This is a genomic window from Rhodococcoides kroppenstedtii, from assembly GCF_900111805.1.
Taxonomy (GTDB): Bacteria; Actinomycetota; Actinomycetes; order Mycobacteriales; family Mycobacteriaceae; genus Rhodococcoides; species Rhodococcoides kroppenstedtii.
Genome location: NZ_FOJN01000001.1, coordinates 81464 through 94426 on the forward strand (window position 1 = coordinate 81464; position 12963 = coordinate 94426).

12 protein-coding genes and 1 tRNA gene are annotated in these 12963 nt (G+C 69.6%); 4 read left to right on the forward strand and 9 right to left on the reverse strand.

The window, feature by feature from the left end; all coding sequences use genetic code 11:
- The first annotated feature begins 37 nt into the window (after positions 1-37).
- Together BMZ18_RS00420 and BMZ18_RS00425 are read left to right on the forward strand one after the other, a co-directional pair.
- Positions 38-472 (forward strand): M78 family metallopeptidase domain-containing protein, encoded by a 435-nt coding sequence (locus tag BMZ18_RS00420; RefSeq protein WP_068361185.1) that lies wholly within the window; start codon positions 38-40, stop codon positions 470-472.
- A 157-nt stretch (positions 473-629) separates the two neighbouring features.
- Complete coding sequence (locus tag BMZ18_RS00425; protein ID WP_068361188.1) at positions 630-1043, forward strand: hypothetical protein; 414 nt, start codon at positions 630-632, stop codon at positions 1041-1043.
- Here BMZ18_RS00425 and BMZ18_RS00430 read toward each other — a convergent pair.
- From BMZ18_RS00430 to BMZ18_RS00445, 4 genes are all read right to left on the reverse strand, one after another.
- On the reverse strand, positions 1040-2050 hold the full coding sequence (locus tag BMZ18_RS00430) for a tyrosine-type recombinase/integrase (protein ID WP_082894913.1): 1011 nt from the start codon (positions 2048-2050) through the stop codon (positions 1040-1042). The genes BMZ18_RS00425 and BMZ18_RS00430 overlap by 4 nt on opposite strands.
- 83 nt (positions 2051-2133) lie before the next feature.
- Complete coding sequence (locus BMZ18_RS00435) at positions 2134-2379, reverse strand: hypothetical protein (RefSeq protein ID WP_139203698.1); 246 nt, start codon at positions 2377-2379, stop codon at positions 2134-2136.
- 99 nt (positions 2380-2478) lie between these two features.
- A tRNA-Ala gene (locus BMZ18_RS00440) sits at positions 2479-2554 on the reverse strand.
- A gap of 98 nt (positions 2555-2652) precedes the next feature.
- Entirely contained in the window at positions 2653-3396 is a 744-nt protein-coding gene (locus BMZ18_RS00445; protein WP_068361238.1) for a DsbA family protein, read from the reverse strand.
- 103 nt (positions 3397-3499) lie between these two features.
- On the opposite strand from BMZ18_RS00445, the gene BMZ18_RS00450 reads away from it, so the two are divergent.
- A complete protein-coding gene (locus tag BMZ18_RS00450; RefSeq protein WP_068361196.1) occupies positions 3500-4240 on the forward strand; it encodes a VIT1/CCC1 transporter family protein in 741 nt (246 codons plus the stop codon).
- Here BMZ18_RS00450 and BMZ18_RS00455 read toward each other — a convergent pair.
- The 4 genes from BMZ18_RS00455 to BMZ18_RS00470 form a co-directional block, all read right to left on the reverse strand.
- Positions 4157-5476: an MFS transporter gene (locus BMZ18_RS00455; RefSeq protein ID WP_068361199.1), complete on the reverse strand. Its 1320-nt coding sequence runs from the start codon at positions 5474-5476 to the stop codon at positions 4157-4159. The two genes, BMZ18_RS00450 and BMZ18_RS00455, sit on opposite strands and share 84 nt — an antisense overlap.
- Entirely contained in the window at positions 5473-7113 is a 1641-nt protein-coding gene (pgm, locus tag BMZ18_RS00460; protein WP_068361202.1) for a phosphoglucomutase (alpha-D-glucose-1,6-bisphosphate-dependent), read from the reverse strand. The genes BMZ18_RS00455 and pgm overlap by 4 nt, the downstream gene beginning before the upstream one ends.
- Before the next feature lie 63 nt (positions 7114-7176).
- A complete protein-coding gene (locus BMZ18_RS00465) occupies positions 7177-7818 on the reverse strand; it encodes an LON peptidase substrate-binding domain-containing protein (protein ID WP_244516361.1) in 642 nt (213 codons plus the stop codon).
- A 61-nt stretch (positions 7819-7879) separates the two neighbouring features.
- A complete protein-coding gene (locus BMZ18_RS00470; RefSeq protein WP_068361205.1) occupies positions 7880-9493 on the reverse strand; it encodes a carboxylesterase/lipase family protein in 1614 nt (537 codons plus the stop codon).
- 117 nt (positions 9494-9610) lie between these two features.
- Between BMZ18_RS00470 and treZ the strand changes: the two genes are divergently transcribed.
- Complete coding sequence (gene treZ / locus BMZ18_RS00475; protein WP_074921709.1) at positions 9611-11386, forward strand: malto-oligosyltrehalose trehalohydrolase; 1776 nt, start codon at positions 9611-9613, stop codon at positions 11384-11386.
- On the opposite strand, the gene BMZ18_RS00480 is transcribed toward treZ, so the two are convergent.
- The gene (locus tag BMZ18_RS00480; RefSeq protein ID WP_068361209.1) at positions 11362-12897 is read right to left on the reverse strand and encodes an MFS transporter; all 1536 of its coding nucleotides are present in this window, start codon (positions 12895-12897) and stop codon (positions 11362-11364) included. The genes treZ and BMZ18_RS00480 overlap by 25 nt on opposite strands.
- Positions 12898-12963 lie beyond the last annotated feature (66 nt).

Below are 12963 nucleotides of genomic sequence, written 5' to 3' on the forward strand. Positions count from 1 at the left end.
GACTTTGTTGTCATACCGGACAGCTAGGTTCCGACACATGACAGGTGAGGAGTGGCATCCGTGGCGGCACATGGCAGAGCAGTACCCGCACGTCGTGGTCTGCACGAGCTACGAACTCCCCCGCGGTGTCCGCGGACTCGTCCAAGGTGACCGCATCTGGTTGTGCCGCACCCTCGACACCGCCGGCCGGCGCACCACCCTGTCCCACGAAATCGGGCACCTCGAACGCGGTGTCCTCGACCACCCCCGTCACTCGATGTACGTCCGCAGGGAGGAGCGCATCGTGGATCAGATCGCGGCCCGCAGGCTCATCACGATCCCGTCGTTGATCGACACGTTGCGGTGGACACGCGACCCGATCGAGATGGCGGACGCACTGTGGACGACACCGCGCATGGTGGAGTGTCGGATGAACAGTCTCGACCCCATCGAGACGGCGGAGTTGGAACATGCGTTGGAGGACGAGTGGTAGGTGACCGTTTCGTTCTCCCCGACCGCGCCGACGGGTTGACCGAGGCGGAGCGGGCGTTGGTGTTAGCGGTGGTGGATGAGTTGTTGGCGAAGCAGGGTTCGGAGCCTGTGGCGGCGCCGGTGATCAGTTTGAGTCAGTTCAGGCGAAGGAGTGGGCAGTGAAGCGTGTGTGGATCGGGTTGGCCGCGATTGTGCTGGCCGGGTGCGGCAGTGCGGCGACGGAACCCACGGCGCCCACCACCACAACCAGGCCCGCAGCGACGACGAATCCCTACCCTCTCCCCGCGTATGACTACGTCGAGACCCGCGACGGGTACATCAGCGCCTTCGTCAACAAGCAACTCACCGACGACGAGCTGTCCCGCATCTTCTACAACCTCAAATCCTGGTACACGACGCAGGACAAGGAGGGTGGGTGGTTCGTGCAGATCAACTGCGGCACACCGGATGGGCCGCGTCTGGCAAACGGCAAGTTCGCGCTCGACAACCTCGGCGCCGCCCAAACCGGATTAGCGGGTGCGGGTGCCGGCGAGTTCGCACCCCTGGACACCCGCCAACCCTGCAACGCCTAAATCCCCTGTAGGGCTGCGCCGATCGCCGCCGACGCAGCCTCACTGCTCGAACGGTCCAAGTGACCGTACGTGCCGATGGTGGTGGTGATCGACTCGTGCCCGAAGTGCGCCTGAATCACCGGTAGCGGGACGCCGGCGGCGATCATCCACGACGCACACGTGTGCCGCAGATCGTGCGGCCGGGGTCGCTTCCCGTTCAACCCCGCCTTCGACAACGCCGGCCGCCACGCCTTGTTGTGGAACAACTGCGCCTTGACCCTGGTGTCGCGCTGCGTCGTGAACACCAACTCCGTCCGCTTCCGGTCGGACAGGTCCCCCATCGCCTCCAAGGCTTGCGGGGGGATGTTGATGGTGCGGCGCGACTTCCGCGACTTCGGCCCACCCAGCTTCTCAACCGCGTTGCCGGTGTACTTCCACGCCCTGCTGATGCGGATCGTCCCCGCCGCCACGTTCACATCCCCGACCTGGAGAGCGGTCGCTTCGGAGAACCGGCAACCGGTGGTCACCAGGAACGTCGCCAACGGACGCCACCGCTCCGTCATCGCGTCCCGCAACTCGGCGAACTCATCCACCGTCAGAAAGCACATCTCCTCCCGGTCGTGGGAGGGAAGGCGGGTGTTCTCGCAGGGGTTGGCGGGCAGGAGGCCGCGGCGGACGGCGACCTTGAGGGCGCCGGCGAGGAAGCCGTGTTTGTTGGCGATGGTCTTGCCGGATGCTCCGTCAGCTTGCATGGTGTTGACCCATCCGGCGATGAGTTGTTCGTCGACGGCGAAGAGTGGGGTGGCGCCGATGGTGGCGAGGTCGCGGGTGACGTAGGCGCGGTACCGGTTGCGGGTGGCTTCTTCGACGCCGGTGAGTCCGGTGATGTAGGCGTCACACCATGTGGTGATGGTTTCGACGTGGGTGGGTGTGTCGACGACGCCGAGGATGGCGCGGGCTTTGTCGGGGCCAGCTTGTTCGAGGTGTTGTTTGAAGCGGATGGCGGCGGCGTGGTCGTCGAAGGACATCGACGTTTGCTTGCCGTCTTCGCGCCAGAGGATTGCGGTGTACGTCGATCCGTCGCGACGGGACCGTATCCGGATGGAAGCCATCAGCCTCGCACCGCTGCGGCGACGGCGTGAACGACGTCCATGTCGAGTTCGGGATGGGCGAATCGCCAGCGGGCATAGAAGCCGTCGTCGATGCCCAAGACTTCCCACTGCACAGCGGTGACGTGGGTGTCGTCGAGGGTGTGGCCGTGCCGTTCGCCGGTGGCGCGGATGGCCTCACGGGCAAGAATGTCTTCCGCTGCCTCTTCGGGCGGAACGGTGGTGAACGGCCAAGATTCACTGCTCATCATGGCCGGATTGTATCGACTAGGTGTGACACGGTGTTGACAGCTTCCGTTGACTGCGATTTGGTGAACACCGTTGCAGGTCTCTGACCTGCGCAAATATGGTGGAGCTAAGGGGACTCGAACCCCTGACCCCCACACTGCCAGTGTGGTGCGCTACCAGCTGCGCCATAGCCCCGGATCACCGCACGAGTTCGTCCGGTGAACACTGGAGAAAAAGTTACACCATGCCCATCGGGGCACCAAATCGCCTGGCCGGTGCGCGATCGCGCCTGGTCAGCCGAGGTTCGCAACCCAGTCCTGGTTCTGGGTGTCCACCACAGCGCCGTCGACCAGCACGGTCGGCGTGCCGCGGCCGCCCGCTGCCGCCAGCGCCTGGCTGCCCGTGGCCGCGCTCTGCGCCGCGGCGTCCACGCGCGAGCCGTCGGTGATGCAGGAGATTGCCTCGCCCGACGCGCCGGCCTCCCGAGCGCGGTCCGCCAGTTCGGCGTCGGTGCGGTCGGTGCTGCCGTTCTCCTCCGGCTTGAAGTCGGCGGAGAAGAGCGCGGCGTGGAACTCCGAGAACGCGGGACCGTCGCCGGTGGCCGCCACGCACTGCGAGGCCGCCACGGCCCGCGTGCTGTACGTACCGCTCGGCGAGAGCCGGTTGAGGAAGTCGAGCATGTGGTAGCGCACGGTGATCGCGCCCTCGTCGATCTTCTGCGCCAGTTCCTGACCGTGGACCTGCTCGAGCTCGGCGCAGTACGGGCACATCGCATCCTCGAAGATGTCGACCGTCTTGGTGGCCGACGGCAGCCCCAGCGAGATGACTCCGTCCGCGTCCACCGCGGCGACGACATCCGGGTTCTGCACCGCGCCGTATCCGTCGGCACGCGGGGCGGTCCGCGAGTTCTGCCACAGCACACCGCCGATGACGACGGCCGCGATCACCAGCAACGCGAGGCCACCCAACACGTACGTGGAGGCGGACGACGACTTCTGCGGGGTGTACTTCGAGGACCCGGAATTCTTCGCGTTCACGGCGTTCATGGTGCCACGAGGGGCTGATACGACCCTGAAAGCGCTGCTGAGGGTAGCCGACGCTTGCTGGCAGCGCCGCGGAACGGGGCGTAGTTTCTCGGCCGTGACCACAGCTCAGGACTCCGACGGATCGGCCCCGATCGTTCCCCACGAGGTCGACCATTCCCACGCCGACGTCTCCGGCGGGTGGTTGCGCGCGGCGACGTTCGGTGCCATGGACGGACTGGTGACCAACACCTCGCTCATCGCGGGCGTCGGCGGCGCGGGCGTCACGACGCACACGCTGGTCCTCAGCGGCGTCGCCGGACTGGTGGCCGGCGCGTTCTCGATGGCGTTGGGCGAGTACACCTCCGTCACCACGCAGAACGAGCAGATCGACGCCGAGGTGGTCACCGAGCGCGCCGCGTTCCGGAAGTACCCGGACGCCGAGGAGGCCGAGCTGGTGGACATGCTCACCGACATGGGCATGACCCGGGGCACCGCGACCACCGCCGCCCGTGAGATCCACACGGACGCCGACCGCGCCGTCGATCTGCACATTTCCCGCGAGCTCGGCATCGACCCGCACGAGAAGCCGTCCCCGTGGGTGGCGGCGGGCTCGTCGTTCGTCCTGTTCTCGATCGGCGCGATCATCCCGTTGATCCCGTTCCTGCTCGGATTCGCCTCGCTCGCAGCGGGTCTCGGGTGCGGCGGCGTCGGCCTCCTGGCTGCCGGTGCGGTCGCCGCACACTTCACCGCGCGGTCGACCGTGCTCGGCGCGCTACGGCAGCTGATCCTCGGCGGACTGGCCGTCGCCGCGACGTACGCGGTCGGATCGCTCATCGGGGTCGGCCTCGCGGGCTGACGGGGATCCGGAGTCGGCGGGCTCCGCGACGAGAGGACGCCCGACGGTGTCCGGCACCACCGTCCAGCCCACCGCGGCGATCAGCAGGATGGCCCCGGACGTGCCGAAGGCCCACGCGTAGGACAGCTCCTCAACCAGCACGCCCGCCACGAGCGGGCCGATGACGGACCCGACGTCCATCGCCATCTGGAAGGCCGCCAACACGGGACCACCGCGTGCCCGCGACCCGACGAGGTCGGCCACCGCCGCCTGCTGGGTCGGCGTGATCAGACCCGAACCCACGCCCGCGGCGAAGGTGAGCACCAGGAACACGACGGTCGACCCGGACACCCCCATGCCGGCCGTCGTCGCGCCGCAGACCGCCAGGCCGGCGATCAGGAAAGGCTTGCGGCCGTAGCGGTCCGACCACCGACCTGCCGGAACGAGCACCACGGCGTTGCCGACGGCGAACACCGCCAGCGCGATGGCCGCCATCGAATCCTGTTGCCCCAGTGCCGCGACGACGAAGAGCGGCACGATCGCGGTGCGCACCCCGAACACGGCCCAGCCGTTGGCGAAGTTGGACAGCAGGGCCGACCGATAGATCGGCGACCGGACCGCGTCGGCGAACCGCACCGCGACGGGCGCCGAGTCGAGGTCCACGTCCTTCACCGGACTGCGCAGGCCGACCGCGACGACGATCGCGGCGATCACGAGGGTCACCGCGTAGAACACGAACGGGGCTCGCAGGCCACCGATCTCGAGCACCACCCCGCCCACGAACGGTCCCAGCACGGTGCCGGCGAGAAAGCTCGAGGCGTACATGCCCGACACCCGGCCGCGCCGGTCCGGCGGTGCGATGCGGATCAGCAGCCCGAGCGCCGACACGGTGAACATGGTGGAGCCGATACCGCCGAGCGACCGGAACGCCAGCAGTTGCCAGTATGTCTGCGCGACGGCGCACAGTCCCGTCGAGACGGCGACGACGGTCAGCCCGGTGATGTAGACGCGTCGTTCCCCGATGCGCTGGACCAGCGCGCCGGAGGCGGGCGCGAACAGCAGCCGGGTGGCGGCGAACGCACTGATGATGGCCGTCGCCGCGAATTCGGTGACCCCGAAGTTCCGCGCGAAGCCCGGCAATGCGGGAGCGACGATGCCGAAGCCGAGCGCGATGACGAACGCCGCCGAGATCAGGATCCGGATGTCCCGCTCGGTCGACCCGCGAGCCTCCGGGCCCCCGGAGGCCGGCCCGGTCACGCTCCGGACAGCACGGACGACACCAGCTCGCGCGCCGCCGCCTGCACCTCGGCGAGATGATCGTCGCCGCGGAACGACTCGGCGTAGATCTTGTAGACGTCCTCGGTGCCGGACGGGCGGGCCGCGAACCAGGCGCTGTCGGTGGTCACTTTCAAGCCGCCCAACGCAGCCCCGTTGCCGGGCGCGGTGGTCAGCGTGGCGGTGATGGGCTCACCCGCCAACTCGGTTGCGGTGACCTGGTCGGCCGACAGCTTCGCCAGGACGGCCTTCTGCTCTCGCGAGGCGGGGGCGTCGGTCCGCGCGTAGGACGGGGCACCGTGACGGTCGGCCAGAGCGGCGTACCGCTGCGACGGGGTCTCCCCGGTGACCGCGGTGATCTCCGAGGCGAGCAGGGCCAGGACGATGCCGTCCTTGTCGGTGGTCCACACGGACCCGTCGCGCCGCAGGAAGGACGCCCCGGCACTCTCCTCGCCGCCGAAACCCAGTGTGCCGGTGACCAATCCGTCGACGAACCACTTGAAGCCGACCGGCACCTCCACCAGTCGGCGCCCGAGTGCGGCCACCACCCGGTCGATCATCGACGAGCTCACCAACGTCTTGCCGACGGCCGTCTCCGCCGACCACTCCGGTCGGTGCGAGAACAGGTAGTCGATCGCGACCGCGAGGTAGTGATTCGGGTTCATCAGGCCGCCGTCGGGCGTGACGATGCCGTGTCGGTCCGCGTCGGCGTCGTTACCCGTGGCGATGTCGTACCGGTCGCGCACCTCGATGAGCGACGCCATCGCGTTGGGCGACGAGCAGTCCATGCGGATCTTGCCGTCGGTGTCGAGCGTCATGAAGCGCCACGTCGCGTCGACGAGCGGGTTGACGACCTCGAGGTCGAGCCGGTGACGCTCGGCGATCGCTCCCCAGTAGTCGACCGCTGCTCCGCCGAGCGGGTCGGCGCCGATGCGGACCCCGGCGGACCGTACGGCGTCGAGGTCGAGGATTGACGGGAGGTCGTCGACGTACGTCCCCAGGTAGTCGTACTTCTCGGCGGACTGCGCCAATGCCCGTGCGAGCGGCACGCGCCGAACGGACGAGACACCCTGGCGCAGAATCTCGTTGGCTCGCGCGGCGATGACGGATGTCGCATCGCTGTCGGCCGGACCGCCGTTCGGCGGGTTGTACTTGAAGCCGCCGTCGCGGGGCGGATTGTGCGACGGTGTGACGACGATTCCGTCCGCCTGCGCGGCGGGACCGGACGCGTTGTGCCGGAGGATCGCGTGGCTGACGGCCGGCGTGGGGGTGTAGCGACCCGCCGAATCGATCAGGACGGCAACGTCGTTCGCGGCGAGCACCTCGAGCGCCGAGGCCCAGGCGGGCTCGGACAACGCATGGGTGTCCCGGCCGAGGAACATCGGACCCGTGATGCCCTGCTCGGTGCGGTACTCCACGATGGCCTGCGTGGTGGCCACGATGTGGTCCTCGGTGAACGCCGCGTCGAGACTCGAGCCGCGGTGTCCGGACGTGCCGAACACCACCTGCTGATCGGGGTTCTCCGGATCCGGCTTCTGCGTGTAGTACGCGGTGACCAGGTGCGGAAGGTCGACCAGATCGGACGGCTCCGCGCGTCGTCCCGCTCGCTCGTGCGCCACGTTCGTTCTCCTCGCTCCCGACGACTCGTGTCGAGCCGGTCGACTCCTGCGACCCTGTCGACCTTATCCCCGCGAGAATTCGGCGACGGCGGTGACGTCCTCGACCGCGGACGCCAGCACCCGCAGCCGCTCCCCCGGCGTCTCCGCCGTGAGGACCTTCGCGCGGTCCGCCGACCCCAACGGCAACGACGACGCGAACTCCCACAGAGACGTCGGCTCGCCGTACGCCCCGGCCGGATCGAGCACCGGGGTCTCCGGCGGCGGCAGGTCACGACGCTCCGAGATGTCTCGCAGAACGTCGAACAGTCGCTCGGTGAGGTCCCGCACCTGGTGGTACTGCTCGTCGCGGGCGGGCTCGTGGTCGGAGTCGGGCCAGTCCTCCACGGTGGCGCGGGGGTACGGATCGTCCGGCAGCCACTCGAGAACACGGATGCGGTGGAGCCCGGTGCATTCGAGGACGTACCGACCGTCGGGCGTCTGCACCGCTTGATCGACCCGCACCATCACGCCGGCCGTTCCGCGGACGTCACCGCCGCCGACTTCGTGGCCCCGCTCGATCAGCACCACCCCGAACTGCGCGTCGCCGACGACGATGTCCTCGATCATCGCGCGGTATCGCGGTTCGAAGACGTGGAGCGGGAGGGCGTCACCGGGCAGGATCACGCTGCCGAGCGGGAACATGGGCAGCGGCGAGTGGGTGGTCACCTACCCCACTGTGCCACTGTCGCCGCCCCGATCGTGTGCGGAAATCCGTGTACGGCACGGACTACTGCACACGATCCGGCGGCGAGACGCCCGCCCAGAACCCGCACCGATGGACGTCGGCGACGTCGGTCACCGGCTCTGCGCGGTCGCGATCGATCTGCAGGGCCGGGTGGCCGGAGGCACCGGAGTCCGGCCAGGCGGGCAGGCCGGGGCCGTTCGGGTCGCCGGTGTGCGCGAAGGTCGCCCACGTGCGCTTCATGCGGTCGGCGAGGGCGGCGGCGGAGCCCGTCCACGGCACCGGGATACCGCCGAGCCGAGAGAACAGATAGGGCACGTCCGCCGCGTGGAACGCCCCGGGCAGCAGTGGCCCGCTCGGCGCGAGCGGCGCATCGGTGAAGCGGTACTGCCACACCCGCGCGCCGCCTGCTCGGGCCGCGTCCGCGGTGACGACGGTCGGACAGGCGAAGAGCGAATCGGTCCACACCGCGGACAGGGCGTCGGCGGGCGTCGGGTAGGCGGCGACGGGATAGGTGGCCAGGATCGGGTCCGCGTCCTCGGGATAGACCTCGCGCACCGACGCCGCGACACTTTCGGCGGTGGGCACGCGGCCGGCGGCGTAGTCGAAGAGCACGACGAAGGTGCCGCCCTCCTCGGAGTTGCTGCCCAGGAGGATCGGCACGTCGGCCGAGGCGCCGGCGCGGAGAGCACCCTCCGGCGTATCGGTCAGCACGACGCCGTCGACGACCGGTGTCCACGTCGCGTTCGGGCTGGTGAACGAGTGTGTCGCGGACCCCAGCAGGCGGTCGACCGGCAGGCTGCGCAGGCAGGCGAGCCGCCCCGGACCGTCGCCGCACCCCATCTCCTCTGCGAAGGCCGCTCCGCGCGCGAAGGCGACCTCACGACTCGGCGGGACGAGGGGGCTCCGCGAACACGGCCCGCTCTGCACGATCGCCTTGTGGAACAGTCCGGCCGAGCGCGGCGACGCGAGGTGCGTGCACACGCTCATCCCACCCGCGGACTCGCCGAAGATCGTGACGTTCGACGGGTCGCCGCCGAACGCGGCGATGTTGTCGCGCACCCAGCGCAGCGCGAACTGCTGATCCTCGATGCCCTGATTGCCCGTCGCACCACCGGATTCCGCGGCGAGCTCGGGCAGGGCGAGGAACCCGAAGGAGCCGACGCGGTAGTTCGGGATCGCGACGATCACGTCGCCGTCGCGCACCAGTTGGGACGGCGAGTCGTACTGCGTGGTGTTGCCGACGACGAACGCCCCGCCGTACAGGTACACCATGACCGGGAGCGATCGGCCCGCCGCGTTCGGCGGAACGTAGAGGTCGATGCCGAGGCAGTCCTCGGAACTCGTCGGCAGCACGGGGATCGGCGGGAGGTCGATCGGGAGCGGCACGGCCTGCGGGCATTGATCGTCGTGCCGAATCGCCTCCCGGACGCCGGTCCATCCCGGCGCAGGCCGCGGCGAGGCGTAGCGGTCGGCCACGGCCATGGGCACACCGAAGTACTGGTCGATGCCGTCCCGCGAGAACCCGGAGACGGCGCCACCGGCCACCGTCACGACGGGCACGGCGGACGCCGGTCCCGCGGTGAGCGTCGACGCCAGGGCCAGCGTGGCCACGAGGACCCCGAGACGGCGCAGCAGAACAGGACGCGGCAGCACCATGATTTCCCCCCGGAACACGGTCCCCGACGAACCGTGGCGCGCTCACCGTAGCGCGACGTCGGTCATAGCGGAGGGGGTTCGGGTGTGGACGAGCCGCCGCCCGGGTATCGGGGACGCATGAGCCCCTCCCCGTCCTCGGACACCGCCGCCACCCGCACGTTCTCCGTGTGGGCGCCGACCCCCGACCGCGTGCGTCTGCACCTGGACGGCGAGTTGCACGACATGCACGAGACGGGCGGCTGGTGGTCGGTGGACGTGCCCGCGGCGGACGGGGCACGGTACGGCTTCGTTCTCGGCGACGACGACGCGGTGATCCCCGATCCGCGCTCACCCCGCCAGCCCGACGGCGTGCACGAGCCGTCGGCGGTGTTCGACGTCGACCGCACGGCGTGGACGGACGACGGCTGGACCGGCCGCCGGTTGGCGGGCGGAGTTCTCTACGAACTGCACATCGGCACGTTCACCCCGGAGGGCACGTTCGACGCCGCGATCGACAAGCTCGACCACCTGGTCGACCTGGGGATTACCTTTGTCGAGGTCATGCCGGTCAACGGCTTCAACGGCACCCACAACTGGGGCTACGACGGCGTCCTCTGGTACACGGTGCACGAAGGATACGGCGGCCCGGCCGGGCTCCAGCGCTTCGTCGACGCCTGCCACGCCCGCGGGCTGGCCGTCGCGCTCGACGTGGTCTACAACCACCTCGGCCCGTCCGGCAACTACCTCGAGAAGTTCGGTCCGTACCTCGCCGAAGGCGCGAATTCGTGGGGGCAGACCGTCAACGTCGCCGAGAGCGGGTCGGACGTGGTGCGCCGCTACATCGTCGACAACGCCCTGCGCTGGTTCGACGAGTTCCACATCGACGCCCTACGACTCGACGCCGTCCACGCCCTTGCCGACACCACCGCGGTGCACATCCTCGAGCAGCTGGCGGTCGAGACCGAATCGCTCTCCGCGCACGTCGGGCGTCCGCTGTCCCTGATCGCCGAGAGCGATCTGAACGACCCGACGCTCATCACCCCGCGCGCGGGCGGCGGCTACGGTTTGACCGCCCAGTGGGACGACGACGTCCACCATGCGGTGCACGCGGCGGTGTCCGGCGAGCGGCAGGGCTACTTCGGCGACTTCGGTTCGATGTCCTGCCTCGCCACGACGTTGAGCCACGGCTTCTTCCACGCCGGAACGTACTCCTCGTTCCGAGGCCGAATCCACGGTCGACCGGTCGACCCGCGGGTGCTGCCGGCCAGTTCCCTGGTCGCGTACACCACGACCCACGACCAGGTGGGCAACCGCGCGGTCGGTGACCGGCCGGGTCACTACCTCACCACCGGTCAGCAGGCCGTCAAGGCCGCCCTGATCCTGTTGTCCCCCTTCACCCCGATGCTGTTCATGGGCGAGGAGTTCGACGCGTCGTCACCGTTCCAGTTCTTCACCTCGCACCCCGAACCCGAACTGGGCAAGGCCACCGCGGAGGGACGTAAGGCCGAATTCGCCTCGCACGGCTGGGATTCCGACGACATCCCGGATCCGCAGGACCCGGCGACCTTCGAGCGCTCGAAGCTGAACTGGAGCGAGGTCACCGAGGGGAAGCACGCAGCCCTGTTGGAGATCTACCGGAGCCTGCTTGCCCTGCGCGCCGCGCGGCCCGAGTTCACCGACCCGTGGCTGACGAACGTCCGGGTGGACCACGACGAGGACGAGCGCTGGATCGTGGTGCACCGCAAGCGCGTCGGGACGCCGGGGCGAGGGACGGCGCTGGTGTGCAACCTGTCCGACGCCCCGGTCACCGTCCCCGTCGGCGGCACGCCGGTGCTGTGGTCGAGCGAGACCACCAGCGACCGCACCGGCTCCTCCACCACGCTGCCCGGTCACTCCTTCGTCGTGCTCACCTGATCCGACCGCCTGCGCAGCGCCCACGCCACCAGCACCGCGTTGGTGACCAGGACCGCCGCGGTGACTGTCGCGGCGGCGTGCATGCCGTCCACGAACGCCGCCTGCGCCGAGGCGCGCAGCACGTCCCCGACCTCACCGGAGAGCGACCCGGCCAGCGCGACGGCCTCCCCCAACGTCTCGCGGGCGTGACCGGCGTTCTCGGCAGTCAGGCCCGTGACGTCGACGCCGGAGCGGAAGATGCCCATGACGACGGACCCGAGCACGGCGACACCCAGGGCGATGCCGAGCTCGTAGGCCGTTTCCGACACGGCCGACGCGGCGCCGGCGCGTTCGGGTCGCACCGAGCCGACGACGAGGTCGGAGGTGAGGGTGAGAGCCAGACCGGCAGCGACACCGACGGCGACGAAGGCCACGACGAACGTCAGGCGCCCGTCCACCGTCCCGAGTCGGGTCAACGTCAGTGCCCCGAGCGCACCGACGAGCAGACCCCCGGTGAGCACCGTGCCGGGCCGCCACCGGCGGACGAGGTAGGCGGCGAGCAGCGACGCCGCCATGTTGGCCGCGGTGCCCGGGATCAGGAACAGTCCGGCGGCCAGCGGTGACAGTCCGAGCACCGACTGCAGGTACTGCGAGCCGAAGAACAGCACCCCGGCCAGCGCGAAGATGGACAGCAGGTTCGTGACCACAGCGGTGGAGAACTGTCGCTGCGCGAACAGGCTCAGGTCGATCATCGGTGAGGTCGAGCGCCGCTGTCGCCGGACGAACGCAACCCCCGCGGCCAGGCCGACCAGGGCGATCGGCGCCAGCTCGACTCCGGGGCCGTGCGCGACGGCCTCCTTGACGACGTAGACCAGCGGCACGATCGCGACGATGGACAGCAGAGCGCTCGGCAGGTCGAACGCACCCGGCGCGGGATTCTTCGACTCCGGAATCGCGAACGGACCGGCCACGACCAGCACGATCATGACCGGCACGTTGATCAGGAACACCGACCCCCACCAGAAGTGCTCGAGCAGCACGCCACCGACGACGGGACCGGCCGCTGCGCCGCCGCCGGCCATCGCACCCCACACGCCGATGGCGAGGGTGCGTTCGGCCGGGTGGGCGAACATCGACCGGATGAGCCCGAGCGTCGCGGGCATGAGCGTGGCGCCGGCGACGCCCTGCATCACGCGGGCGGCGATGAGCATGGCGGGATCGACGGCGAACGCGGCGACCACCGACGACAACCCGAAACCCACCGACCCGATCAACAGCAACCGTCGGCGCCCGATCCGGTCTCCCAGCGTGCCCATGGTCACCAGGAGTCCGGCGAGCACGAACGAGTAGATGTCGATGATCCACAGCAGCTCGGTGCCGGTGGGTTGCAGATCGGCGCTGAGGAACGGCAGCGCGATGTCGAGCACCGTGCCGTCGACGGCGACCATCATCACCGCTCCGGCGAGAACGCACAGGCCCACCCAGTCACGGCGCGTGGCGCGCGCGGCCTCGGGGGCGACGAACAGGGACACGAGACACTCCTTCCAACCGTCCAGCCGGTACAGCCGACCGAGCGAGCATAGCAACGACCGTCCAGC

Bases quoted from the DNA above. Each gene is read 5' to 3' on its own strand.
- BMZ18_RS00420 (WP_068361185.1), top strand. From the start codon at position 38: ATGACAGGTGAGGAGTGGCATCCGTGGCGGCACATGGCAGAGCAGTAC.
- BMZ18_RS00430 (WP_082894913.1), bottom strand. From the start codon at position 2,050: ATGTCCTTCGACGACCACGCCGCCGCCATCCGCTTCAAACAACACCTC.
- BMZ18_RS00435 (WP_139203698.1), bottom strand. From the start codon at position 2,379: ATGAGCAGTGAATCTTGGCCGTTCACCACCGTTCCGCCCGAAGAGGCA.
- BMZ18_RS00470 (WP_068361205.1), bottom strand. From the start codon at position 9,493: ATGGTGCTGCCGCGTCCTGTTCTGCTGCGCCGTCTCGGGGTCCTCGTG.
- treZ (WP_074921709.1), top strand. From the start codon at position 9,611: ATGAGCCCCTCCCCGTCCTCGGACACCGCCGCCACCCGCACGTTCTCC.